Source organism: Bradyrhizobium sp. CCGUVB14, from assembly GCF_024199935.1.
GTDB lineage: Bacteria > Pseudomonadota > Alphaproteobacteria > Rhizobiales > Xanthobacteraceae > Bradyrhizobium.
The window spans coordinates 2,520,998-2,544,395 of sequence record NZ_JANADS010000001.1 but is presented as its reverse complement, the minus strand read 5'-3'; the positions used below and the strand labels follow the sequence as shown (position 1 = coordinate 2,544,395).

Below are 23,398 nucleotides of genomic sequence, written 5' to 3'. Positions count from 1 at the left end.
GCACCGTCAGCGGTGAAGCGGCATAGGCCGCAGCACGTGTAGCTGTCGTCCCGGCGAACGCCGGGACCCATAACCCCAGGAAGGAGTTTGGCTAAGACTTGTAGTCCGGGACTGCGACCGTCAGCAGTTGATGGACCACGCGGTATGGGTCCCGGCGTTCGCCGGGACGACAGCGGTTGGTTGGCCAAGCCGTCGCGTCAACCACCAGAAAGACGCTACTCCGCCGCGTCCCGCATCTCCGCGCGTTCGGCTCTCGCGGCGCAGAACTTGAACTCCGGGATCTTGCCGAACGGGTCGAGCGCCGGATTGGTCAGCAAGTTCGCTGCCGCCTCTGCGTAGCAGAACGGCATGAACACCATGTTCTCCGGCACGTCGCGGTCGGAACGGACCTTGACCTCGACGGCGCCGCGGCGGGTCTCGAGCCGAATGAAATCGCCGGGCACCAGCTTCTTCTTGCGCATGTCCTTCGGCGACATGAATGCGACCGCCTCGGGCTCGATCTGGTCGAGCACCTGGGCGCGACGCGTCATCGAGCCGGTGTGCCAGTGCTCCAGCACGCGGCCGGTCGAGAGCACCATCGGATATTCGTCGTCGGGCACCTCGTCCGGCGGAATGACATGGGCCGGCACGATCTTGCCGCGACCGCTCGCGGTCGGAAATCCCGTGGTGAAGATGATCTCGTTGCCCGGCTTGTTCGGATCATCGGCCGGATAGGTGACGGCGCCTTCGCGCACCAGGCGCTCCCAGCTGATGTTCTTGAGCGACGGCATCAGTTCCGCCATCTCGGTATAGACATCCCCCGGGCCGGAATAATTCCACGGCAGGCCCATGCGCTTGCCGATCTCCTGGATGATCCAGAGATCCTGCCGCGCATCGCCCGGAGGCTTGATCACCTGACGCGCGAGCTGGACGCGGCGGTCGGTGTTGGTGAAGGAGCCATCCTTCTCCGCAAAAGCAGACGCCGGCAAGATGACGTCGGCATGGAACGCGGTCTCGGTGACAAAGAGATCCTGTACTACGAGATGATCGAGCATCGCGAGCGCCTGGCGCGCATGGTGGAGATCGGGGTCGGACATCGCGGGGTTCTCGCCCTCGATATACATGCCCGTGATCTCGCCGGCGTGAATCGCATTCATGATCTCGACCACGGTCAGGCCGCGCACGGGATCGAGCTCCTGCTGCCAGAGCTTTTCGAAACTGCCGCGTAGATCGTCGCGGCCGACGGGCTGGTAGTCCGGCAGGAACATCGGGATCAGGCCGGCGTCGGAGGCGCCCTGCACGTTGTTCTGGCCGCGCAGCGGATGCAGCCCGGTGCCGGGCCGGCCGACCTGGCCGGTGATCAGCGCCAGCGCGATCAGGCAGCGCGCATTGTCGGTGCCGTGGACGTGCTGGCTGATGCCCATGCCCCAGAAGATGATCGACGATTTGGCGCGCGCATAGGTTCGCGCCACCTCGCGGAGCGTCTGTGCCGGGATGCCGCAGATCGCCTCCATCTTCTCCGGGGTGAATTCCTTGATCTTCTCCTTGAGGTCCTCGAACCCCTCGGTGTAGCCGGCGATGTACTGGTCGTCGGTCAGGCCTTCGGTGATGATCGTGTTGATCATCGCATTCAGCATGGCGACGTCGGAGCCGGGCTTGAACTGCAGATGCTTGGTCGCATGACGCGACAGCGTCTGCCGGCGCGGATCCATCACGAACAGCTTTGCGCCGTTCTGCTTGACCGCGTTCTTCATGAAGGTCGCCGCGACCGGATGGTTCACGGTCGGGTTTGCGCCGATCACCCAGATCACCTCGGCATCCATCGCCGCCGAGAACGGCGCCGACACCGCGCCCGAGCTCAGGCCCTCGAACAGCGCCGCGACCGATGAGGCGTGGCACAGGCGCGTACAGTGATCGACATTGTTCGAACCGAAGCCGGTGCGGACCAGCTTCTGGAACAGATAGGCCTCTTCGTTCGATCCCTTGGCCGAGCCGAAGCCGGCCAGCGCCTTCACACCCTTCTCGTCGCGGATCTTGACGAGACCTTTGGCTGCGATGTCGAGCGCTTCATCCCAGCTCGCTTCACGAAAATGCGTGAAGGGGTTGGCGGGATCGACCTGGTCGTTGGAATCCTTCTTCGCATTCGGCAGCCGCACCAGCGGCTTTGTCAGGCGATGCGGATGATGGATGTAATCGAAACCGAAGCGGCCCTTGACGCAAAGACGATTGTGATTGGCGGGGCCGTCGCGGCCCTCGGCATAGATCACCTTTTCGTCCTTGACCTCATAGGTCACCTGGCAGCCGACGCCGCAGAACGGGCAGAGTGAATCCACCTTCTTGTCCGCGTAGGTCACGCGGGTCTGCTTGTCGTCGAGCATCACCGCCGGCATCAGCGCACCGGTGGGACAGGCCTGCACGCACTCTCCGCAAGCGACGCAAGTGGACTCGCCCATCGGATCGTCGAAGTCGAACACGATCTTCGAGCCATGACTGCGGTAGGCCATGCCGATGACGTCGTTGACCTGGACCTCGCGGCACGCGCGCACGCAGAGGCCGCACTGGATGCAGGCGTCGAGATTGACGCGCATCGCCGGATGGCTGGCGTCGGTTTCCCAACGCTCGGCAGCGGGGAAGCGGCTCTCGGTGACACCAGTGGTTTCTGCCCAGTGCCAGAACTTCGAATCCGGGTCATGGCTAGTCTCACGCGCCGGCTGGTCGGCGACCAACAGCTCCATCACCATCTTCTGGGCAGACACCGCACGCGCGGATTCGGTCTTCACCTTCATGCCCACCGACGGCGTGCGCTTGCAGGACGCGGCCAGCACGCGCTCGCCCTCGATCTCGACCATGCAGGCGCGGCAATTGCCGTCGGGGCGATAATCGGGCGCGGGCGAATAGCAGAGATGCGGAATCTCGCGACCCTGACGTTTTGCGACCTGCCAGATCGTCTCGCCGGGCTTGGCCTCGACCTGCTTGCCGTCGAGCTCGAACGTAATCTTGGTCATTCGGCGGCTTCCTTGAACTCGTCAGGGAAATATTTGATCACGGAAGACAACGGATTCGATGCTGCCTGTCCAAGCCCGCAGATCGACGCATCGCGCATCGCCTGGCTCAATTCTTCCAGCAATGCGCGGTTCCAGACCGGCTTCTGCATCAGTTGCGCCGCCTTCTGGGTTCCGACGCGGCACGGCGTGCACTGGCCGCAGCTTTCGTCCTCGAAGAACTTCATCAGGTTCAGCGCCGCCGCACGCACACTGTCCTTCTGCGACAGGATCACGATTGCGGCCGATCCAATGAAGCAGCCGTATTTCTCCAGCGTGCCGAAATCGAGCGGAATGTCGTCCATCGACGCCGGCAGAATGCCGCCGGACGCGCCGCCCGGAAGATACGCATAGAACTGATGGCCGTCGGCCATGCCGCCGCAATACTCGTCGATCAGCTCGCGCACGGTGATGCCGGCGGGTGCGAGCTTCATGCCGGGGTTCTTGACGCGGCCCGAGACCGAGAAGCTGCGCAGGCCATGGCGTTCGTGGCGGCCATTGCCCTTCCACCAGTCGGCGCCCTTCTCGACGATGTCGCGTACCCACCACAGCGTCTCGATGTTGTTGATCAGAGTCGGCAAGCCGAACAGGCCGACCTGGAACGGATAAGGCGGCTTGTGCCGGGGCAGGCCGCGCTTGCCCTCGATGCTTTCGAGCAGCGAAGACTCCTCGCCGCAGATGTAAGCACCGGCGCCGCGGCGCATGTGCAGCGTCGGACCACCCGCGGGAAGTTTCGCGAGCTCGCGCTCGAGGATCTCGCGGGAGGCCGGATATTCGTCGCGAAGGTAGATGTAGACGTCGGAGGCCTGCACCACATGCGCGCCGATCAGCATGCCCTCGATGAAACGGTGCGGATCGCTCTCGAGATAGACCCGGTCCTTGAACGTACCGGGCTCGCCCTCGTCGCCGTTGATCGCCATCAGGCGCGGACCGGGCTCGCCGAGCACCGCGCGCCATTTGCGCCCCGTCGGGAAGCCGGCGCCGCCGAGGCCGCGCAGCGAGGCATCGTCGAGCGCTTTCAAGAGATCGTCCTTCGACATCTCGCCCGAACGCACACGACCCAGCAGCTTGTAGCCGCCGCCGGCGACATAGGCGTCGTAGTCGATATAGTTCGGCAGATGCGTGTGGGTGTCGCCGCTCTTCGCGGCCGCCATCACATTGGTGACGGTCGCATGATCGACGAAGTTGTGGCCGACTTCGGCGGCCGGCGCCGTATCGCAGCGGCCGACGCAGGGCGCACGCACGACGCGGATGCCGGGGCCTGAGGCGCTCTGCAAATCCTCGAGCAGCTTTTCACCACCAAGCATCGCGCAGGTCAGCGAGTCACAGACGCGGATGGTCAGCGGCGCGATGCCAGCCTCGCCTTCCTTCACCACATCAAAATGCGCGTAGAAGGTCGCGGTCTCGAACACTTCGGCGAAGGCGAGCTTCATCTCGTCGGCGAGCGCGGCAAGATGCGCGGCCGAGATCTGGTGATATTTGTCCTGGATCAGGTGGAGATATTCGATCAGGAGATCGCGCCGCCGCGGCCTGTCGCCGAGCAATTGCTCGATCTGATGCAAGGCGGTCGGATCGACCTGCCGGCCCTTGGGCGTAGCCTTGGCGCGCCGGCGGCCCTCGCCCGGATGCTCGAATTCCCTGACCTTGTGAACGTCGTCGTTGCTGCTCATGGAAACGTCGCGTTCTCCTCAAAAGCGCGATGATCTCAGGGCGGGATTGCCGTCGCGATCCACCCTCATTTCCAGACCTGACACTCGGGAACCGCGTCGCACGCGGCCCTGAGACCAAGTCTCATTCCACGCAACTCTAGCCGCTGGTATACCAGAGGCCAAGCAAATTTAGAACGTCTCTATAATCATTTAGAGGGCGGGCAGCTGCCCTGCCACGCCCCCAAAGCGAGTTGATGGCGGAACTCCTCAGGTCTTGTTCATGCACTCTTCGATGTAGAACCAGCGGTCATCGCCGGCGAGGCCCTTGGCCTTTACGTCGGCGCGGCACGCCTTCAGCTTCGGCTTGTTGGCCGACCATTTGGCCTTCATGTCCTTCAGCTTCTGCATGGTCAGCTTGATCTTGCCCGGCTTGGCTTCGGTCGTTGCGGCAGGAGCGGTGGTGGCGGGCGCCGCTGCAGTTTGCGCGGACACGACATGAACGCTTGCGGCCAGCAGCATGGCGGCAAGACAGATACGGGTACGTAACATCAGAATCCCCCTAGATCCCATTCTCAGTTTTGTCAGGCGAGCGTCGCGGGATGCTGAGGTGCCAGCATCCCGCGACGATGTGGGTTTGCGATCAGAAGATCTTCACCGCGCTCTCGAGCGTCTTGTAGACGCCATAGGCCAGCGGAATGGCGACGAAGGCCCAGAACAGCGCGGCCTTGCCGTCGAGACCGCCGGTGCCGATCCCGAACGAGCCACTCTGCTGACCCGCACTCGCTCCGGCCGTTGAGGCCTGCAGTTTCGCTACCTCGGCTTCGCTCATGTACCACTTCGAATCGACCGGCTTGACCAGGTAGTTGCAGATCAGGCCCGCGATCAGCATCGCGCAGAGGATATACATGGTGGTGTTGTAAAGCTGGTCGCGCGGCACACCGGCCGCGAGCTGGAACTCGCGGATGTAGTTGACCACGACAGGGCCGATGATGCCCGCGGTGGACCACGCCGTCAGCAGCCGGCCATGAATGGCGCCGACGAACTGGGTCCCGAACATGTCGGCCAGATAGGCCGGCACGGTCGCGAAGCCGCCGCCATACATCGACAGGATGATGCCGAAGCCGAGCACGAAGAGCAGCTTCGAGCCCATCGCCGCGAAGGTCGGCGCCAGCGCGTAGAGCACGATGCCGAGGATGAAGAACGTGTAGTAGGTGTTCTTGCGGCCGATATAGTCCGACAGCGACGCCCAAACGAAGCGACCGCCGATGTTGAACAGCGAGAGCAGGCCGGCAAAGCCCGCGGCGATACCGGCAATCTGCGCCTTCTGTGCCGCGTTCAGCGCGTTGAAGCCGACGTCCGGAAGGCCGATCAGCTTGCCCGCGAAGATTTCCTGGAGCATCGGCGAGGCCATGCCGATCACGCCGATGCCGGCGGACACGTTCAGGCACAGCACCCACCAGATCAGCCAGAATTGCGGCGTCTTGTGCGCATTGTTGAGATGGACGTGATGCTCGGAAATCATCGTCTTCTTCTCGCTCGGCGCCGTCCAGCCCTCGGGCTTCCACCCGGTCGGAGGCAGGCGATAGCGGAACGCGCCGATCATCATGAAGACGAAATAGATGATGCCCATGGTGAGGAACGTTTCCCAGACACCGACCGAGGTCGGGCTCTTGAACACGTCCATCAGCCAGTTGGCCAGCGGAGCACCGATCATGGCGCCGCCACCAAAACCCATGATGGCCATGCCGGTCGCCATGCCGCGCCGGTCGGGGAACCATTTCACCAGCGTCGACACGGGTGAGATGTAGCCGAGGCCGAGGCCAATGCCGCCGATCACGCCGGAGCCGAGCCACATGATCCAGAGCTGGTGCAGATAGATGCCGATGGCGCCGAGCACGAGGCCACCACACCAGCACAGCGCAGCGACGAAGCCTGCCTTGCGCGGGCCGGCACGCTCGAGCCAGCCGCCCCACATCGCGGCCGAGAGGCCGAGCACGACGAAGAACAGCGTGTACATCCAGCCGAGGCTTGCGACCTTCCAGTCGCAAGTGGTGGTGAAGAGCTCCGACCACAGCGAGATGTCCGGGCAGGCCTTCGGCGCGGTCAAACCGATCGCGCGCGACAGCGGCAGCCAGAACACCGAGAAGCCATAGGCCATGCCGATGCACAGATGGATGCACAGCGCCGCCGGCGGCACCAGCCAGCGGTTGAAGCCGGCGGTCGCGATGGTTCGCTCGCGATCAAGAAACCCCGCGCCGGCGCCCGAAATCGTTCCAGCGCTCTCAATTGTAGCCATGCATTCCTCCCCTGCAGCTGCCCTTCTGAGCAAAACTGCCGCTACCATCCTGGTCCTCAGCCCATTGCGGTGCAGCTGTTGTCCCTGCTGCTCCGCACAATCACCGACACGCGCCAGGATCGTCACGCGCGTCTGAAAAGTTAACCCCTTGATCGGCGCTCTATGCCCGATACGATTTGCAGGCTTCGTACGTGGCCCGCTGATCCGCGTATCGCGGACAAGACTCAACCTCCGCGCCTGCACGGAGAAAGTCAATTGGGGCAGAAGCCGTCATCGATGTCGATAGATAAATGGTCGGTATCAGCGCGGTAACGCGCTCAAGAACGCAGCGCAGCATTGGCGCTGTCTATCGAACCATTTGCTTTTTCTATCAAGAACACGATGCGCGCCTCGTTGCGCTCGGTGATCTCCACCGTGTCGCCCGTCTCGCGGATCAGGTTCGGAATGTCAATCACGGACAACGGATCGGTACAGTGCACTTCGAGCTGATCGCCCGGCTGCAATGGTTTCAGCGCCTTGCGCGTCTTTAGGGCTGGCAGCGGGCATTTCAGCCCGGTGAGATCAAGCGTCGTTCTGGTCGTTGCTCTTGTCATGGGCGCAACATGGCGGGAGGGGTCGAGCACGTCAATGCAACGGCCTAGAGAAGATCAGCATAGGACAAGAAACCTACGCTCTCGCCCGGCTCGACCCGCACAACGTCTTCGCCCAGTTCGATCAGGCCATCGGTCTCGAGCAATGACGACAGCAGGCCTGCCCCTTCGCGCGGAAACTTCACCGCCTCCAGCGAGCCATCCTCTGCACGCCGCAACGATGCGCGCACATATTCGCGACGGCCGAGCTTTTTCTTGTAGGTGAACGCCGCGCGCAGCGGGATCGGCAACAGCGGCTCCGACACGCTGCCGGCAAGTGCCAGCACGGTCGGCCGCACCACATGGACGAATGTGACAAAACTCGCGACGGGATTTCCGGGCAGCCCGATCAACGGCGTGCCGCCGATGACGCCCATCGCAACGGGCCGGCCGGGCTTGATCGCCATCCGCCACAGCACGAGTGAGCCGACGCTCTCGACCGCCGCCTTGACGTGGTCTTCCTCCCCGGTCGAGACGCCGCCGGTGGTCAGGATCAGATCGTGGTGACCGGCAACCTGCTTCAATCCGTCGGCAAGCGAGGTGCGCTCGTCACGCAGAATGCCGAGATCCGAGACCTCGCAGCCGAGACGGCGCAGCATCGCCATGAGCATGAAGCGGTTGGAATCGAACAGCTGCGAGCCCGCGCGCGGCTCGCCGGGCGAGGCCAGCTCATCGCCGGTGGAAAAGACGGCGACACGGATACGCCGGACGACATCGAGCCGGGTCAGGCCGAAGGCTGCGGCAAGCGCGACATGCTGGGGCAGCAAGCGCTGGCCGGCGCGCAACGCGACGTGTCCCACTGGAATGTCCTCGCCTGCCGGACGAACATTGGCACCTCGCTTCAACCCGGGCGGCAGCACGATCTTGCCGGCCTCATCGATGCGGACATCTTCCTGCATGAAGACGGTCTCGGCCCCCGGCGGCATCGGCGCGCCCGTGAAGATGCGCGCGGTGTGGCCGGGCTTGATCGAGGTCTGCGCCAAGCCACCAGCCTGGATGCGGCCATCGAGCGGGAACGCCCGTTCCGCGTCCCGCGGCAGGTCGGCATGGCCAACGGCGTAGCCATCGACGGCGGAGTTGGTAAAAGGCGGCAATGGCAGGGGCGCCGCGATATCGCGCGCCAGGACACGTCCGTCGGCATCGACGAGTGCGACCGTCTCGAGATCGGCAATCGCGCTGACACGTGCCGTAATCAGGCCAACGGCCTCGTCGACCGACATCATCGGTCCACCGAAGGCAAAGCAATCGTCCGACAGTTGCGCCATGGTGCCTCGTCAGCGCGTCGCGGCGCTTCTTGCCACCGCTTCCTCGACCGGCATCGCCGCGCGCAGCAGCAGTGCCGCAGCGGCCTCGATGTCATCGAGATGGACAGTCGGCAGCCGGGTTTCAACCGCGACGTCGGTCGCGATCCCGACAATGCCGGGATCGTCGGGGAACAACAGCGGCTTGTCGTTGCCAGCGCGATGCACCTCGATCTTGCGATGCGGCTCGCGCTTGAACCCTTCGACCACGACGAGATCGACCGCGGACAGCTTGCTCAACAGTTCCGGCAGCCGCGGCTCGGCCGCGCCGCGCAATTCGTGCATCAGGGCCCAACGGTTCGCGGAGGCCACCAGCACCTCGGCCGCACCGGCCTCGCGATGGCGCCAGGAATCCTTGCCGGGCACATCGACGTCGAACTGGTGATGCGCATGCTTGATCACGGAGACGCGCAGGCCCTGTGCGTTGAAATGCGGGATCAGCCGCGTCAACAGCGTGGTCTTGCCCGCACCGCTCCAGCCTGCAAGGCCGATGACTTTCATCGCAACTCGATCTCCGCCGGTCGCATAACGCGCCGGAACCGCTTCTCTGTCGTCGTGCGCATGCTTATATCGGCTTGACCCGAATGTCATGCTAACGTCGCCCCCATGATGAAGATCGACAAAGCCCCGGTCCCCCTGATCGTCCCGAACCCCGACGATCCGCGCCTGACCGAGAGCGTGACCGGGACCGACCAGACCGGCGCCAGGGTCGAGATCAAGGTCCCGATGGAGCGGCCGCTGACGCTCTACCTGAATGCGCAGGAGATCGTCACCATGATGACGATCGGCGACTATCCGGAATATCTGGCGCTCGGCTACCTGCTGAACCAGAACATGCTGAAATATAATGACGCGGTCACCGAGGTCGAATACGACGACGACCTCCAGGTCGTGGTGGTGCGCACCGAGCACCACACCAATTTCGAGGCCAAGCTGAAGAAGCGCACGCAGACCTCGGGCTGCGCGCAGGGCACCGCTTTCGGCGACCTGCTCGAGGCGGTCGAAAGCGTCGCGCTGCCGAAGGCCGAGCTGCGCACCTCCTGGCTCTACCAGATGACGCAGACCATCAACACCATGCCCTCGCTGTACCTGGAGGCCGGCGCGATCCACGGCTGCGTGCTGTGCAAGGCGGGCGAGCCGCTCTGCTACACCGAAGACGTCGGCCGCCACAACGCAGTCGACAAGATCGCCGGCTGGATGTATCGCCACGGCGTCGATGCCGCCGACAAGATCCTTTATACGACAGGACGTCTCACCTCGGAGATGGTGATCAAGACGGTGCGGATGGGCATCCCGATCCTGGTGTCGCGCTCCGGCTTCACCGCCTGGGGCGTCGATCTCGCGAGGCAAGTGGGCCTGACGCTGGTCGGACGTACCCGCGGAAAGCGCTTCATCGCGCTCGCGGGCGAGGAGCGGATCATCTACGACCAGAACCTCGATTACGTCGAAGAGGAGTCGGCGAAGCACAAGCGCAAGGGTGAGGCTGGTGACGACTGAAATTCCCGCCACGCAAGGCGTGCTGCTCGCCGGCGGCCTCGCACGCCGCATGGGCGGTGGCGACAAGCCGATGCGGACCATCGGAGGCCGCACCATTCTGGAGCGCGTGATCGCGCGCCTGAAGCCGCAGTGCGACGGATTGATCCTCAATGCGAATGGCGATCCGGCACGCTTCGCTGCGTTCGGCTTGCAAGTCATTGCCGATGACGTGCCCGGCTTTCCCGGCCCGCTCGCCGGCATTTTGGCCGCGCTCGACTGGACCGCGGCGAACCGGCCGGAAATCGAATGGGTGCTCAGCGCCGCCGGCGACTGCCCGTTCCTGCCACGCGACCTCGTCGCAGGGCTGCATGAGGCGCGGGCTCGGGAGAACGCACAGCTTGCGGTCGCCGCATCCGGCGACCAGTCGCATCCGGTGATCGGCCTGTGGCGCGTCGCCTTGCGCGACGAGCTGCGTCATGCGCTGGTCGTCGAGGATCTCCGCAAGATCGACCGCTGGACCGCGCGCTACCCGCTCGCAACGGTGACGTGGCCGGCCGAGCCGCTCGATCCGTTCTTCAATGCGAACACGGTCGAGGACATCGCCGAGGCCGAGCGGCTCGCAGCGCTGGATGACGCGGCCTGAGCCGCTTTACGACTTTGGAAACTCGTTGAGAAGCTGCGCCCAGATGATCGCGAAGGCGATCAGGCCGGCAATGCCGACCACGGTGGTAAACCGCGGCAACCGGTTGATCGCGACCAGCAGCCAGGCCGGCAGGAAGAACAGCCCAAAAACCATGCCGAGCGGAAACACCGCGAGCCATTGAAAGCCGGTGCCGTCGCCCTGCGGGACATGGGCAATCGCATAGAACGTGTAGAGCCAGAACAGCGTGCCGGTGGCCGCCACAAGGGCCGCGATCTTGCGGAAATTGAGGGAGGTTAACGCGGTCATGGCCTGGCTCATGCCCCTTGGTCGCAGCGGCGGCCGTTCGCGTTCACGAGGGCGTCGAACCGGGCCGAGGCCGGCGGCGACTACTGGTCGGGACATGCCCCTGGATCAGCCATGGCCGACTCTCTCCTGAATGCCATATTCGCAGTCGTCGATTTCGTATTCGACCTCTCGGTCGCGATCGATCGCACGAAACGGCTGAGCCGACAGGCCACGGGCAGCGATGAGATTGTTGAGGTCCCTGTGGACCCGAAGCCGCTGCCGCCCGCCGCGCAGCGTGCCATCGCTGAAGCCGAGGAGCGGGAACGCGTACGCGAACGGGCCGCTCAGGCCGCCAGCGGCACCGACCAGGCGTCGTAGCCGTAGACCCAGCTCGTATCGGTCCGCTCCTTCAGCCAGATGTTGGCGCGCGAGGTCTCCTGCACCCGCGTGGTCCGAACCTTGCGCGTCGCCTCGAAGCGGCGGAAGGCATCCGCGACGCCGTCGCGGTCGACACCATCGAGGCAGCGCGAGAGCACCGCGGCATCCTCGATCGCCATCGCGGCCCCCTGCGCCATATAAGGCGTCATCGGATGACAGGCGTCGCCGAGCAGCGTCACCCTACCGTCGGCCCAGCGCTCCAGCGCATCGCGATCCATGATCGCCCATTTGTGCACGTCGGGGCACGTCGCCAGCACCTGGCCGACTTGCGGATGAAAGCCCTCGAACGAGGCGCGCAGATCGCGCACGTCGCCCTTCGCCGACCAGGACTCGATGCGGAAGTCGGGCTCCGGCTGGCTGGTGACGAGATAGACCTCGCTACGGTCAGGCTTGACATAGTAGATCACGATGTGGCGGTCCTCGCCCCACCACTTCGTGCAGTCATCGATCTTCTCGCCGAGCAGCGCGGCCGGATAGGTGGTGCGGTAGGCGATACGGCCGGTGAATTTGACCGGCGCGGTGTCGAACAGAATGTCGCGCACCGCCGAATGCACGCCGTCGGCGCCGACCACGGCATCGGCAACAGCGCTGGTGCTGTTGGCAAAGCTGAGCCGAACGCCCTCGCCGGTCTCGTCGAGGCCGACGAGCTTGTGGTTGAGCCTCACGAGCTCATCCGGCACCGCGCTCGCCAGCGCGGCGTGGAGATCACCACGATGCGCCAGCAGATAGGGCGCGCCGAACTTTTCCTCCGCGCTCTCGCCAAAGATCATGTCGAATTTGATGTCGCCGCTCTTCCAGTCGCGATTATTCCAGGACCGCGGATAGAACGCGTGCTCGCGCATCCGCGCTTCGAGACCAAGCGCGCGCAGCACCTTCATCGCATTGCAGCCGATCTGGATGCCGGCGCCGATCCGGGCGAACTGGGAGGCCTGCTCGTAGACCGTCACGTCGACGCCGACGCGCCTGAGCGCCGCAGCGGTCGCGAGCCCGCCCATGCCGGCACCGACGATCGCAACCGAAAGCGGCCTTGCCATCGCGTCCCCCCCCCGTCTTACGCGCGGCTTGGATACCGCGTCGTCTGTCGTCTATGCGGGCCGGAAACCCGCGCGCTCAAGTGCCGTGCGCGCCTCGTCCGAGCCGAGCGCATCGAGAAACGCCTGCACCGCTGGACGCTGCTTGCGTGCCGTCACCAAGGCAAAGTCATAATGCTCTTCCGCGAGCGGAATGAAACCGAGGCCGACCGCATGGGCGACCGGCGCAATGGTCATGCCCCAATCGGCGCGGTGCTGCGCGACAGCCGCGGCGACCGCATTGTGCGAGCGGGGCTGGTTCCAATAACCTTCCGGGCGGGCTCCGGCGAGCAGCCGGTCGATCAGGATGCGCGTGCCCGCGCCCTGGTTACGGTTGACCATGATGCAGGCAGGGTCGGCGAGCGCGGCAGCGACCGCTTCCTTTGCGCCGAGCCCCTCGAAACGCTTGTCGTCCTTGCGGAAGACGATGCCCTGCATCCGCCGCCAGCCCGGCACGAGCTCGAGCCCCTCGGCGAGGTAAGGCGTGTTGTAGGTCTCGCTCTTGTCATCGAACAGATGGATCGGCGCGAGATCGCACTCGCCGCGCTTCGCGGCCGCAAGTCCGCCGAGGCTGCCGACGGCGATCGAGCGCACAACGAGGCCCGCATGCGCGAGCGGTGCGGTCACGAGATCGAGGCCGGTGCAATGGCTGCCGACGATGACGAGATCCGGCACCCGTACATGCGGCGTGAATAGAGTGACCTCGGCTTCGGCCCCCGCCGGCATCTGGTCGGCGAGCGCATCGATGCGCAGAAAGCCGTCAGCTTGCGCGAAGGACGTGATCGCGCCAGAGCCCTTGCCGGAAGGATAGGCGATCAGGCCATCCTTGCCGGCGACCAGCGAAACCATGACGAATTCGGCGCGGCCGAGCTCGGACGCAATGCGCACCGGCACCGTCGCACTCACCTTGGCGTCGGAGCGCGGCGGCAGGCCGGCCATCTTGCGCAGCGCCGGCACGATCATGTCGTGGAAGGTGAACATCGCCGAGGTCGGAAAGCCCGGCAGGATCACCACCGGCTTGCCGTCGCACACAGCGAGACACAGCGGCTTGCCCGGCTTGAGCGCAACGCCATGCGCGATGATGCCGGGTTGGCCGAGCCGGCCGATGATGCGATGAGACAGATCGCCAGCCCCCTTCGACGTGCCGCCGGAGAGCACCAGCATGTCGCAATCCGCCAGCGCCCGGCGCATGGCGGCTTCGAGCCTGGCCTCGTCGTCTGGAATGGCGCCGAGGAAGACGGCGTCGCCGCCGTTCTCGTCGATCGCGGCCGCCACGATGGCGCCGTTGGTGTCGTAGATCGCGGCCGGCGCAAGCACCTCGCCGGGCTGTACCAGTTCGTCACCGGTGGAGATCACCGCGACGCGCGGCTTCCGCGCAACTTTCACCTCGGCGATGCCGCAAGCCGCCAGCATGCCGATCTCACGCGAGCCTATGATCGTGCCGGCGCGCAGCAGCGCCTCGCCGCGCGCGATGTCAGATCCGGCATAGGACACGAATTGGCCCGGCGAGACGGCGCGACGAATATCGATCGCATCGGGGCCGGCCGGCTGGGTGTGCTCGACCATGACGACCGCGTCGGCACCACGCGGCAACGGGCCGCCCGTGGCGATGGGCGTAGCGGTCCCCACCGCGACCTGCAGCTTAGGCGCGGTGCCACAGTGAATGGTCTCACCGTTCAGCGCGAGCCGCACGGGTGCGCCTTCGCCGGCAGCGGAAAGATCCGACGAGCGCACGGCGAAACCGTCAACATTGGAACGGTCGAAGGGCGGCACGTCGATCGGGGCGGTGATGTCCTCGGCGAGCGCTGTGCCGAGTGCATCGCCAAGCTTGCGCTGCTCGCTTGGGATTGCGCGCGGAAACAGGCCAGCCTCGAAGCGCGCGAGCGCCTCCTCGCGCGAGAGGATCTTGAGGAATTGCTCCTGTTCGAGCGCGCTGCGATCTGGCGCTTTGGGGATCATCGTCATGCCGGAACCCATATCATTCCCGCATCAAATAAGCATCGACCGGCTCGCCTGCCGCAAATCCCTCATGGCTGGCGGGAATGAGCAGCCAGGCATCCGCTCCGGCAATAGCGTGGAGCGGCCATTCACCGACTGCAAGCGGCATCCATGTCTTATGTTCCTCGGCCAGCAGGACGATCTCGGCGATACCGACGCTGGAAGCGACTTTCCGCGCGAGCGGCAGGATCACTTGGCGGCGCGGCTGCCGCGCCGCCATCTTGTCGATAAGCGGAAGCACCAGTGCGAACCAGACCGCGAGTGCCGGACCGGGCGCCCCGGGCAAGGCAACGATGGGAACTTTTCCGAGCCGCCCGGCGGCCGCCGTGCGTCCGGGCTGGAGCGCAAGACCATGGGCGAACTCCGCTCCGCGCTGAGCCAGCGCCGTCATCGCAGCATCCGCGCGACCGACGCCGCTGCCGCCGATCGTCAACAGCAGATCGCAGGCGGAGACATCGAGTGCCTCCGCGATCGACGCCGCATCGCGTGTGCCGGCTTCATGCGCGATCACATCAAGTCCTGCCGCGCGCGCAAGGCCGGTGATCGTCTGCATCGTCGCGGTTGCGCCCGGCACGTTGACGATGCGCAGCCGCGGTCGCCTGACGCTCAGCCTTTCGACATCGGCGACACGCGCGAGCAACAGCGCTTTTGCATCAATGGGACGTCCCGCCGTCGCCACCGGCGAGCGCTCTGCGATGTCGCCACCGGCACGCCCGACGCCTTGCCCCGGCGCGGCTTCCGCCAGCACCTGGGCGAGCGGGCCCGACACCTCGACCGCGCCGGCATCGAGTACACAGTCGCATCCTGCCGGCATTGCATCGCCGGCATCGACCCACACGGGTAGCTCGCTCAAAGGTAACGGCGAATAGGAGGATGCACCGACGAGATCGTTGGCGCGCAACGCCCAGCCATCTGCGGCGGCGATGTCGTGCGGCGGGCAGGCTGCGAGCTGCGGCATCCCCGCGGCGATACAGCCGACCGCCTCAGCCAGCGGCAATTCGACCGGCGCGACCGGACCGACGCCGCGCAGCAAAATAGCGAGCGCGGTATCGAGCGGCGTCAGCGAGGGCGGCAGGCGCTGGGTCATGCTTCATGATGGATCACGCATCGTGCGGTTTGGCAACCGCTCGCGCCTCGACCAATCAGCCGCCCGGCTTGTCCGCATTCGGAAAGAACACCTGTTGCCCTTCGACCTTGTAGCCGGCGATCGCCGCCTGCCCCTCCGGCGAGATCAACCAGTCGATGAAGGCCTGTCCCAGTTCCTTCCTGACGTTCGGATGCTTCTCCGGATTCACCAGCATCACGCCGTATTGGTTGAGCAACCGCTTGTCGCCCTCGACGACGATGTCGAGATCGCCGCGCTCCCTGAAGGCGATCCAGCTGGCACGGTCTGCGAAAACATAGGCATTTGCCGTGCGTGCGGCGTCGAGGGCGGCGGTCATGCCCTGCCCGCTCTCGCGATACCAGGCGCCCTTGGTGCTGGCGATGTCGATGCCGGCGACGATCCAGAGCGCGAGCTCCGCCGCGTGGGTGCCGGACCGATCGCCACGCGTGATGAACGGCGCACCCTTGGCCTCGATCGCCTTCAGCGCGGTCGCGATGTCCTTGCCTTTCACGCCGGCAGGATCACTCTTCGGCCCGATCAGGACGTAGTCGTTGTACATCACGTCGTAGCGCTTCGCGCCAAAGCCGTCGGCGACGAATTTCTCCTCCTGCGGCCGCGCATGCATCAGCACCACGTCGGCCTCCCCTCTCCGCGCGCCGTCGAGTACCTCGTCGCTGCGTCGTGCGATCACCGTCACCTCGATGCCGGTCTTGTCGCGGACAATCGGCAGCAGATAGTCGAGCAGGCCGGAGTCCTGCGTCGATGTCGTCGAGGCCAGGACAATCGCACGCTCCTCGGCAGACGCAGCCGCGATGCCCCCGGCAAGGCTGCAGAGAAGCGCAAATGCGATGGTCAATCGGCGAACGGCCATGACGGGTTCCCATTGGATGCGACGCGATCTTGATGATCGATTGCGCCACACTCGTGACGGTCTTGCCTCGCTTCGGCAGCAACAGGAGATAGAGTGCGGCTTTTAGCACTACCGAAAGGCAAGTTCACGGCGCCTCCGCGGCCACGATGAGACGAGTCATCCGGGAAGTTTCGGCAATCAATCAACCGGCACGTTGATTGCAATCACGCGCAAAACGCGGGTCGCAAGGTCCGCACCATTCGAGCCTCGCAAGATCGTCAACCAAAATCAAAACACGTGTCAGGATGTGTTGCAAAGCAACGAGATCATCAGGCATGGTTCGCGCGGACAAAAATCGAAGTGCAGAATTCCACCTGCGTTAAACGTCAAAAAGAAGCAAGAATTTGCATAGGAATGCAGGATGGAATTCCTGACGACCAGTGAAGCCGCGGACTATCTCCGTCTCGGCGAACGCAAGCTCTACGAACTCGTCACCAACGGCGCGATCCCGTGCACCAAGGTGACCGGCAAATGGCTCTTCCCGCGTCACGAGCTCGATCTCTGGGTGCTATCGGGCATGGCGCGACCGGCCGGCATGCTGACGGCGGATCCGCCGCCGGTCGTGGGCGGCAGCCAGGACGAGCTGCTGGATTGGAGCCTGCGTGAATCCGGCTCGGGCCTGGGATCGATGACCGAAGGCAGTGCGCGCGGGCTCGAGCGCCTGCAGCGCGACGAGGTCATGGCGGCCGCCGTGCACTTCCACAGCCTCGATACCGAAGGCAATCTCGCCTCCGACGCCAGCGTGACGGCGCTGCGGGACGCACCTGACCTGCATGACGCGCTGCTGGTTGCCTTCGTGCGCCGCGAGCAGGGTCTCGTGTTGCCGCCGGGCAATCCGAAGCGGCTGCGCGGCCTCTCCGACGTGCTCGCGCTCGGCTCGCGGATGGCGATGCGGCAGCAAGGCACGGGCGCGCAGATGCTGCTCGACGTTCTGCTGACGCGCGCGGGCGCCTCGATGCGCGATCTGCGCCGGGTGGAGACACCGGCGCTCACCGGGCCGGATCTCGCCGAGTTGGTCCGCGCCGGACAGGCCGATTGCGGCGTTGCGACACGCGCCGCGGCGCGCTCGGCGGGTCTCGATTTCGTCCCGCTGGTCTGGGAGAATTTTGACCTGGCGATGCGGCAGCGCAGCTATTTCCGCCCCGCCATGCAGGCCCTGATCCGGTTCCTCAGCGAACGGCGGCTGCGCCAGCGCGCCGAGGAGCTGACCGGCTACGATCCCTCGCCCGCCGGGCAGATCCGGTTCGCCGCCTGAGATTGACGCCTGCCCCAAAATAGTTGCAAAAGAAACCAATTCAGCCGGGCCATACCCGGGACAGGCAACTTTCGGCCAACGAGCCGGATCAGGGGAGGACAAGCGTGAATCCAGCGAGATTTGGACTGCCGGTCGCGGCTGCCTTGACGGCGGCGCTGCTGTCGGGTGCCGCAACGGCACAGGTGTCCGACGACATCGTCAAGATCGGCGTGCTCACCGACATGAACGGCCCCGCCTCCGCGCCGACCGGCCAGGGCTCGGTGACGGCAGCGCAGATGGCGATCGACGATTTCGGCGGCACCGTGCTCGGCAAGCCGATCAGTATCGTGATCGGCGACCACCAGCTCAAGGCCGACATCGGCGCCGGAATCGCGCGGCGCTGGTACGATGTCGATCAGGTCGATCTGATCGTCGACGTGCCGGTCTCGGCCGTTGGCCTCGCGGTGCAGAACATCGCCAACGAAAAGAAGCGGCTGTTCATCACCCACTCCACCGGCACCGCCGATTTCCACGGCAAGTTCTGCTCGCCTTATGCCATGCAGTGGGTGTTCGACACCCGCGCGCTCGCGGTCGGCACCGCGGATGCCGTGGTCAAGCGCGGCGGCGACAGCTGGTTCTTCATCACCGACGACTACGCCTTCGGCCACTCCCTCGAACGCGACGCCTCCAGCGTCATCACGGCGAATGGCGGCAAGGTGCTGGGATCGGTGAAGCCGCCCCTGGCGACGCCGGACCTCTCCTCCTTCGTGCTGCAGGCGCAGGCCTCCAAGGCCAAGATCATCGGCATCGCGGCAGGTCCGCCCAACAACATGAACGAGATCAAGACCGGCTCGGAGTTCGGCGTGTTCAAGGGCGGCCAGCAAATGGCGGCACTGCTCGCGCTGATCACCGACATCCACGGCCTCGGCCTGCAAGCGGCCCAGGGCCTGTTGCTGACGACGTCGTTCTATTGGGACATGGACGACAAGACGCGCGAATGGTCGAAGCGCTATTTCGCCAAGATGAACAAGATGCCGACGATGTGGCAAGCCGGCGTCTATTCCAGCGTGATCCACTATCTCAACGCCATCAAGGCGACCGGCACCGACGATCCGCTCAAGGTCGCGGCGAAAATGCGCGAGACGCCGGTCGAGGATTTCTTCGCCCGCAACGGCCACTTGCGCGAAGACAATCTGATGGTGCACGACCTTTGGCTGGTGCAGGTGAAGACGCCGGAGGAAAGCAAATATCCGTGGGACTATTACAAGATCCTCACGACGATTTCCGGCGACAAGGCGTTCGGCCCGCCGGATCCGGCGTGTCCGATGCTGAAGAAGTGAGAGCGTGACGGTCGCTCAGGCGACCGTCACTTCACCACGCCAATCTCGCGAAAGTACTTCAGCACGCCCGGATGAATCAGCTCCGGCTTCGGGGCCGCGGCGACCGTATTCGCCGCAGTGGTCTCGCAGGCCTGTGCGAGCTTCTTGCAGAAATCCGCCTCAAGGCCGTGCAGCGTCCTGGCGAGACGATAGGCGACGTCGTCGGGCAGGTCTTCGCGCGTCAGCACAAAGCTCCAGGAGCCGAGCGAGGCGATCGGCTCGGACTGTTTCGGATAGGAGCCGGCCGGCACGGTCAGCGGTTTGAGGAACGCGTGCTTGGCGCGGATGCGCGCGATCTCCTCGGCACTCGGTGCAATGAAGCGCGCGCCTGACGCGCTCGATGCCACCGCGGCAAAACCCGGCCAGCCGATGCCGGCACCCCAGAGTGCGGCGACGCGGCCATCCTCGACCATTGCGGGCCCGTCGCCGGCGCGATCGAGATAGATCGCCTTGAAATCCTCGTCCTGCTTCAGGCCGAGGCCATCGAGCACGTAGCGCGCCAGGATCGGCAGGCCGGATCCCTTCGCGCCGAACGCAACCGGCTGACCGACGAGATCGTGAATGGTCTTGTAGGGACTGTCCGCCCGCACGACGAACATGCCGGGGTTGGAGTAGATCGCGGTCAGGATCTTCAACCGCACCGGCGTCCGCCCGATGCCGGCGAAGGCCTCATAGGCCGGCTCGCCCGCGACCAGCGCGAGATCGAGCTCGCCCTTCTCCAGCAGCGGAATGTTCTCGTTGCTGCCCTTGGTGTTGCGCGGGGCGATCGTGAGCGAGGCGTCCGCCGCGTTCATCACCTCCGCAAAGGCGTTGCCATAGAGCGGGAAGCCGCCGCCTGGCGTCGCGGTCCCCAAGCTGATTGTCCTGGTCGAAATGGCGTTGCCTCCGGTTTGAGCAGCAGCGGGACTCAACAGCAGCGCCGCACTGACGAGAATCGTGATTGCGAATGTCATGGTCGTTCCGGCTGCGCCTGCGTCAACATCGACTTGAGGCGATGTAGGCAGCGGGCGGTTTTTGTGAAAGCATGCTCCGCAACGACAATAGAACAATGGGAGGCATCATGTTGCGAATTTTGCGGTGCGCTGTTTTCGGGCTGGTTTTTCTGCTCGGTGTTTTCGCAGCCTCCCCTCCCGCCTCCGCCGCCTACCCCGACCGCCCCGTGCACTGGATGATCGGCTTTGCCGCCGGCGGCCCGGTCGACATCGTCGCGCGCATCATGGCGCAGGCGCTGTCGGATCGGCTCGGCCAGCAATTCATCGTCGAGAACCGTGCCGGCTCCGGCGGCAACATCGCGGCCGGCGCCGCGATCAATTCGCCCCCCGACGGCTACACGCTTCTGTTCGTCGCGCCCAACAACGCGATCTCGACCTCGCTCTACAAGAAGCTGCCGTTCGACTTCTTGCGCGACACCACCCCCGTGGCGAGCATCATGCAGCTCACCAACATGCTGGTCGTCTCCAATGCGATGCCGGTGAAGACGGTTCAGGAGTTCATCGACTATTGCAAGGCCAACCCCGGCAAGATCTCGTTCGCCTCCTCCGGCAACGGCACCTCGGTGCACATGTCGGCGGAGCTGTTCAAGGCGATGACCAAGTGCGACATGGTGCACGTGCCCTATCGCGGCTCCGCGATCGCCTTCCCCGACATCATCTCCAACAAGGTGCAGCTGATCTTCGACAATCTGCCGTCCGCGCTCGAGCAATCGCGCGGCGGCAATGTCCGCGCACTCGGCGTGACCTCGCCGCAGCGCTGGCCCGCCGTGCCCGACGTGCCGGCGATCGCCGAGACCGTGCCGGGCTTCGAGTCGGTCGGCTTCTACGGCATCTCCGCGCCGAAGGGCACGCCGAGCGAGATCGTCGAGATCCTCAACAAGGCCGTCGGCGATGCGCTGAAGGACCCAAAGGTGATCGCACGGCTGACCGAGAACGGCGGCATCCCCAAGCCGATGACGCCGGCCGAGTTCGGCAAGCTCGTCACTGATGAGACCGCGAAGTGGAAGAAGGTCGTGGAGTTCGCCGGGGTCTCGGTGGACTGAGCGGCAGGTCGGCGCCGGTCATGCGCCCGCAAGACAGAGGGACCTCCGGGCCCTCTGACCAAAAAGCTGAAAACAACCCCATGCACAGTAGAAAAATCCGGCGATTTCAGCAAGTTACAGAAGCGAAAGCGAGAGTCGCCCCAAAACACGTTTGACACGTCGGGCAAAACAGTGGCATAAGCCCATCATCGCAAAATTCGGATATTTGGAAATCACCCGCAACGCGGCGCCGACGTTCAGATCGGCGAGCCCCGGCATTGCACGCCCGCCTCCATCCCTGTAAACGAACCGCGCACCGTTGCCGGCTTCGCATTCCCGCAGGCCGTCTCGCGGCGGGGCCTGTAGCTCAATGGTTAGAGCCGGCCGCTCATAACGGTCTGGTTGCAGGTTCGAGTCCTGCCGGGCCCACCAGCCTTCGCTCGCTTCGCGGGCTTCGGCTTGGCAAGCCAGCGCCACACATCAAAAAGCGAAGCGAGTGAAGGCTGCCGCGCCGAAGCCCTGAGGGCGAAGGCGGGCAACTGAACACGACAGCTGTGGCTGGTAAGCAGCTCTCAGACTTCGCGTGGCGCGCACCGACGCTGAGACGACTGGTCGTGGTTGAGCTCGCGGCACATCTAGACGTTGCGCCAGGTCGCAGATACGTTGGCGTTTTCTAAAACGCACTTCAGACTAGGGTACCGAAATGGCTTTAATCATTTGCGTGACCGGACCTGCCAATACCGGCAAGAGTAGCACCATCCGCCAATTCACTACTGAGCATCTCGGTTACGAGAAACTCGCAGGTGATGTGCTGGGCGTCTTTCCGATGCCCCGACGAAACTATGCTATAGGCGTGAATAGCTACGGAGACAACGCTACCGTTGTCAGAGAGGGGCTAGAGTTCATCGAACTCTACCGCAAGCTCGGGGTCATGATTGTTGCGAGCCGATCCCAAAAGGCAACATTTGAAGAGGTCGAGCGGTTTGCGAAGGAGAAACGAGCGAGAGTTCGTCGCATCTTCACCGAAAACCGCGACGGCAACAGATCAATAAACGCTGCAATTCTCGCCAACATCCGAGAGATAATGAGTCTTTTACCCGGCAGAGATCGCTAGCGTTGTGCGATCCATCAGTCCATGCACACCGATGTTAAGCAGGACTACGAGAGTTACAGCGCCAGTGCACTCCGTCGTTCCGGGCGCCTGCGTACACTCGACGAGTGCTTAGTCACCGTAAAGGAGGAGACACGAATTGGCTGAAATTGTCTACATTCTGACGAACGAAGCAATGCCTGGACTCGTGAAGATCGGCATTACCAACGGTGACGTTTCGCAGAGAGTGAAGCAATTAGACAATACTTCCGCACCACTTCCCTTTGAGTGCTTTTATGCGGCAGAGGTAAGCAACGCCGCAAAGGCGGAGAGGGCTATTCACACGGCGTTCGGCGATCATCGTGTTCGCCCCAGTCGCGAGTTCTTTAGACTATCTCCTGATAAGCCGAAGGCGATCCTCGAACTTCTGTGCATTAACGAGGTCACACCTGGCGCCGAAATCTTCACCGAACCGGGCGACAAGGAAGCCTTGGGTGAAGCGAAAAAGCGGCGAGCGAACTTCAGCTTCGCAAAGGTTGGGATAGCACCTGGAACAATTCTTCAATCTGTGTTCGACGATCAGATCAGCTGTACGGTCAAAGGTGAGCGCTGGGTGGAGTTCCGCGGGCAAGAGCACAGCCTCTCCAGTTCGGCATTGGAGATCGCTCATGAAAAGGGGTTTGCTTGGTCGGCCGTAGCCGGGCCGGACTATTGGAAATACGAGGGAAAGACTCTCTCAGAGTGGAGAGAAGATGGCCAAAACCAAGATTAGGCTGAGAGCCATGCGGCGATTTCCATCGCGGACATCTGACCCGCGGTGCCTCGATACGCATCATCGCGGCCATGCCTTGCTTGGCTAGC

The 23,398-nt window shown here is 64.3% G+C and carries 21 protein-coding genes and 1 tRNA gene; 9 read left to right on the top strand and 13 right to left on the bottom strand.

Annotated elements, in window-relative coordinates; genetic code table 11:
* Positions 1 to 215: 215 nt before the first annotated feature.
* The 7 genes from fdhF to mobB form a co-directional block, all read right to left on the bottom strand.
* Entirely contained in the window at positions 216 to 2,984 is a 2,769-nt protein-coding gene (fdhF, locus tag NLM32_RS11735) for a formate dehydrogenase subunit alpha (protein WP_254129132.1), read from the bottom strand.
* A complete protein-coding gene (locus tag NLM32_RS11730) occupies positions 2,981 to 4,690 on the bottom strand; it encodes an NADH-ubiquinone oxidoreductase-F iron-sulfur binding region domain-containing protein (protein ID WP_254129131.1) in 1,710 nt (569 codons plus the stop codon). The genes fdhF and NLM32_RS11730 overlap by 4 nt, the downstream gene beginning before the upstream one ends.
* A 246-nt stretch (positions 4,691 to 4,936) precedes the next feature.
* Positions 4,937 to 5,218 (bottom strand): hypothetical protein, encoded by a 282-nt coding sequence (locus NLM32_RS11725; RefSeq protein ID WP_254129130.1) that lies wholly within the window; start codon positions 5,216 to 5,218, stop codon positions 4,937 to 4,939.
* A gap of 91 nt (positions 5,219 to 5,309) precedes the next feature.
* Positions 5,310 to 6,965 carry an OFA family MFS transporter gene (locus tag NLM32_RS11720; RefSeq protein ID WP_254129129.1) on the bottom strand — a complete coding sequence of 552 codons (1,656 nt, stop codon included), beginning with the start codon at positions 6,963 to 6,965 and terminating at the stop codon, positions 5,310 to 5,312.
* Positions 6,966 to 7,282: 317 nt separating this feature from the next.
* The gene (locus tag NLM32_RS11715) at positions 7,283 to 7,558 is read right to left on the bottom strand and encodes a sulfurtransferase TusA family protein (RefSeq protein WP_254129128.1); all 276 of its coding nucleotides are present in this window, start codon (positions 7,556 to 7,558) and stop codon (positions 7,283 to 7,285) included.
* A gap of 44 nt (positions 7,559 to 7,602) precedes the next feature.
* Entirely contained in the window at positions 7,603 to 8,859 is a 1,257-nt protein-coding gene (gene glp / locus NLM32_RS11710; protein WP_254129127.1) for a gephyrin-like molybdotransferase Glp, read from the bottom strand.
* A gap of 9 nt (positions 8,860 to 8,868) precedes the next feature.
* Entirely contained in the window at positions 8,869 to 9,396 is a 528-nt protein-coding gene (gene mobB, locus NLM32_RS11705; RefSeq protein WP_254129126.1) for a molybdopterin-guanine dinucleotide biosynthesis protein B, read from the bottom strand.
* Between the two features lie 105 nt (positions 9,397 to 9,501).
* On the opposite strand from mobB, the gene fdhD reads away from it, so the two are divergent.
* Positions 9,502 to 10,392, top strand: a complete 891-nt coding sequence (gene fdhD / locus NLM32_RS11700; protein WP_254129125.1) for a formate dehydrogenase accessory sulfurtransferase FdhD — start codon at positions 9,502 to 9,504, stop codon at positions 10,390 to 10,392.
* Positions 10,379 to 11,014 (top strand): molybdenum cofactor guanylyltransferase MobA, encoded by a 636-nt coding sequence (gene mobA / locus NLM32_RS11695; RefSeq protein WP_256562094.1) that lies wholly within the window; start codon positions 10,379 to 10,381, stop codon positions 11,012 to 11,014. The genes fdhD and mobA overlap by 14 nt, the downstream gene beginning before the upstream one ends.
* Before the next feature lie 6 nt (positions 11,015 to 11,020).
* Here mobA and NLM32_RS11690 read toward each other — a convergent pair whose 3' ends face one another.
* Positions 11,021 to 11,320 carry a hypothetical protein gene (locus NLM32_RS11690; protein ID WP_254129123.1) on the bottom strand — a complete coding sequence of 100 codons (300 nt, stop codon included), beginning with the start codon at positions 11,318 to 11,320 and terminating at the stop codon, positions 11,021 to 11,023.
* Between the two features lie 111 nt (positions 11,321 to 11,431).
* On the opposite strand from NLM32_RS11690, the gene NLM32_RS11685 reads away from it, so the two are divergent.
* Positions 11,432 to 11,677 (top strand): hypothetical protein, encoded by a 246-nt coding sequence (locus NLM32_RS11685; protein ID WP_254129122.1) that lies wholly within the window; start codon positions 11,432 to 11,434, stop codon positions 11,675 to 11,677.
* Here NLM32_RS11685 and NLM32_RS11680 read toward each other — a convergent pair.
* Genes NLM32_RS11680 through NLM32_RS11665 form a run of 4 tightly spaced genes read right to left on the bottom strand, consistent with a single transcriptional unit; the run spans position 11,644 to position 16,781 of the window.
* The gene (locus NLM32_RS11680) at positions 11,644 to 12,771 is read right to left on the bottom strand and encodes an FAD-dependent monooxygenase (RefSeq protein WP_254129121.1); all 1,128 of its coding nucleotides are present in this window, start codon (positions 12,769 to 12,771) and stop codon (positions 11,644 to 11,646) included. The two genes, NLM32_RS11685 and NLM32_RS11680, sit on opposite strands and share 34 nt — an antisense overlap.
* A gap of 51 nt (positions 12,772 to 12,822) precedes the next feature.
* Positions 12,823 to 14,772 carry a molybdopterin biosynthesis protein gene (locus NLM32_RS11675; protein WP_254129120.1) on the bottom strand — a complete coding sequence of 650 codons (1,950 nt, stop codon included), beginning with the start codon at positions 14,770 to 14,772 and terminating at the stop codon, positions 12,823 to 12,825.
* A gap of 13 nt (positions 14,773 to 14,785) precedes the next feature.
* Positions 14,786 to 15,892 carry a molybdopterin-binding protein gene (locus NLM32_RS11670; RefSeq protein ID WP_254129119.1) on the bottom strand — a complete coding sequence of 369 codons (1,107 nt, stop codon included), beginning with the start codon at positions 15,890 to 15,892 and terminating at the stop codon, positions 14,786 to 14,788.
* A 55-nt stretch (positions 15,893 to 15,947) separates the two neighbouring features.
* Entirely contained in the window at positions 15,948 to 16,781 is an 834-nt protein-coding gene (locus NLM32_RS11665) for a substrate-binding domain-containing protein (protein ID WP_254129118.1), read from the bottom strand.
* A 400-nt stretch (positions 16,782 to 17,181) separates the two neighbouring features.
* On the opposite strand from NLM32_RS11665, the gene NLM32_RS11660 reads away from it, so the two are divergent.
* Positions 17,182 to 18,075: a helix-turn-helix transcriptional regulator gene (locus NLM32_RS11660; protein WP_254129117.1), complete on the top strand. Its 894-nt coding sequence runs from the start codon at positions 17,182 to 17,184 to the stop codon at positions 18,073 to 18,075.
* Between the two features lie 104 nt (positions 18,076 to 18,179).
* Complete coding sequence (locus NLM32_RS11655; protein ID WP_254129116.1) at positions 18,180 to 19,394, top strand: ABC transporter substrate-binding protein; 1,215 nt, start codon at positions 18,180 to 18,182, stop codon at positions 19,392 to 19,394.
* A gap of 26 nt (positions 19,395 to 19,420) precedes the next feature.
* Here the strand turns inward: NLM32_RS11655 and NLM32_RS11650 are convergent, their stop codons facing one another.
* Positions 19,421 to 20,386, bottom strand: coding sequence for a TAXI family TRAP transporter solute-binding subunit (locus NLM32_RS11650; protein ID WP_254129115.1), 966 nt, complete (start codon positions 20,384 to 20,386; stop codon positions 19,421 to 19,423).
* 107 nt (positions 20,387 to 20,493) lie between these two features.
* On the opposite strand from NLM32_RS11650, the gene NLM32_RS11645 reads away from it, so the two are divergent.
* From NLM32_RS11645 to NLM32_RS11630, 4 genes are all read left to right on the top strand, one after another.
* Entirely contained in the window at positions 20,494 to 21,468 is a 975-nt protein-coding gene (locus tag NLM32_RS11645; RefSeq protein ID WP_254129114.1) for a tripartite tricarboxylate transporter substrate binding protein, read from the top strand.
* Between the two features lie 335 nt (positions 21,469 to 21,803).
* Positions 21,804 to 21,879: transfer RNA gene (locus NLM32_RS11640), tRNA-Ile, on the top strand.
* 271 nt (positions 21,880 to 22,150) lie between these two features.
* Positions 22,151 to 22,561 carry a hypothetical protein gene (locus NLM32_RS11635; protein WP_254129113.1) on the top strand — a complete coding sequence of 137 codons (411 nt, stop codon included), beginning with the start codon at positions 22,151 to 22,153 and terminating at the stop codon, positions 22,559 to 22,561.
* A 136-nt stretch (positions 22,562 to 22,697) separates the two neighbouring features.
* Positions 22,698 to 23,309, top strand: a complete 612-nt coding sequence (locus tag NLM32_RS11630) for a GIY-YIG nuclease family protein (protein ID WP_254129112.1) — start codon at positions 22,698 to 22,700, stop codon at positions 23,307 to 23,309.
* Positions 23,310 to 23,398: the final 89 nt, after the last annotated feature.

Excerpts from the sequence above, each read along its gene's own strand:
- glp (WP_254129127.1), bottom strand. The coding sequence starts at position 8,859 with ATGGCGCAACTGTCGGACGATTGCTTTGCCTTCGGTGGACCGATGATG.
- NLM32_RS11720 (WP_254129129.1), bottom strand. The coding sequence starts at position 6,965 with ATGGCTACAATTGAGAGCGCTGGAACGATTTCGGGCGCCGGCGCGGGG.
- mobB (WP_254129126.1), bottom strand. The coding sequence starts at position 9,396 with ATGAAAGTCATCGGCCTTGCAGGCTGGAGCGGTGCGGGCAAGACCACG.
- NLM32_RS11665 (WP_254129118.1), bottom strand. The coding sequence starts at position 16,781 with ATGGCCGTTCGCCGATTGACCATCGCATTTGCGCTTCTCTGCAGCCTT.
- fdhF (WP_254129132.1), bottom strand. The coding sequence starts at position 2,984 with ATGACCAAGATTACGTTCGAGCTCGACGGCAAGCAGGTCGAGGCCAAG.
- NLM32_RS11645 (WP_254129114.1), top strand. The coding sequence starts at position 20,494 with ATGTTGCGAATTTTGCGGTGCGCTGTTTTCGGGCTGGTTTTTCTGCTC.
- NLM32_RS11730 (WP_254129131.1), bottom strand. The coding sequence starts at position 4,690 with ATGAGCAGCAACGACGACGTTCACAAGGTCAGGGAATTCGAGCATCCG.
- NLM32_RS11685 (WP_254129122.1), top strand. The coding sequence starts at position 11,432 with ATGGCCGACTCTCTCCTGAATGCCATATTCGCAGTCGTCGATTTCGTA.
- fdhD (WP_254129125.1), top strand. The coding sequence starts at position 9,502 with ATGATGAAGATCGACAAAGCCCCGGTCCCCCTGATCGTCCCGAACCCC.
- NLM32_RS11690 (WP_254129123.1), bottom strand. The coding sequence starts at position 11,320 with ATGACCGCGTTAACCTCCCTCAATTTCCGCAAGATCGCGGCCCTTGTG.
- NLM32_RS11675 (WP_254129120.1), bottom strand. The coding sequence starts at position 14,772 with ATGACGATGATCCCCAAAGCGCCAGATCGCAGCGCGCTCGAACAGGAG.
- NLM32_RS11660 (WP_254129117.1), top strand. The coding sequence starts at position 17,182 with ATGGAATTCCTGACGACCAGTGAAGCCGCGGACTATCTCCGTCTCGGC.
- NLM32_RS11725 (WP_254129130.1), bottom strand. The coding sequence starts at position 5,218 with ATGTTACGTACCCGTATCTGTCTTGCCGCCATGCTGCTGGCCGCAAGC.
- NLM32_RS11650 (WP_254129115.1), bottom strand. The coding sequence starts at position 20,386 with ATGACATTCGCAATCACGATTCTCGTCAGTGCGGCGCTGCTGTTGAGT.
- NLM32_RS11635 (WP_254129113.1), top strand. The coding sequence starts at position 22,151 with ATGGCTTTAATCATTTGCGTGACCGGACCTGCCAATACCGGCAAGAGT.
- NLM32_RS11715 (WP_254129128.1), bottom strand. The coding sequence starts at position 7,558 with ATGACAAGAGCAACGACCAGAACGACGCTTGATCTCACCGGGCTGAAA.
- NLM32_RS11680 (WP_254129121.1), bottom strand. The coding sequence starts at position 12,771 with ATGGCAAGGCCGCTTTCGGTTGCGATCGTCGGTGCCGGCATGGGCGGG.
- NLM32_RS11670 (WP_254129119.1), bottom strand. The coding sequence starts at position 15,892 with ATGACCCAGCGCCTGCCGCCCTCGCTGACGCCGCTCGATACCGCGCTC.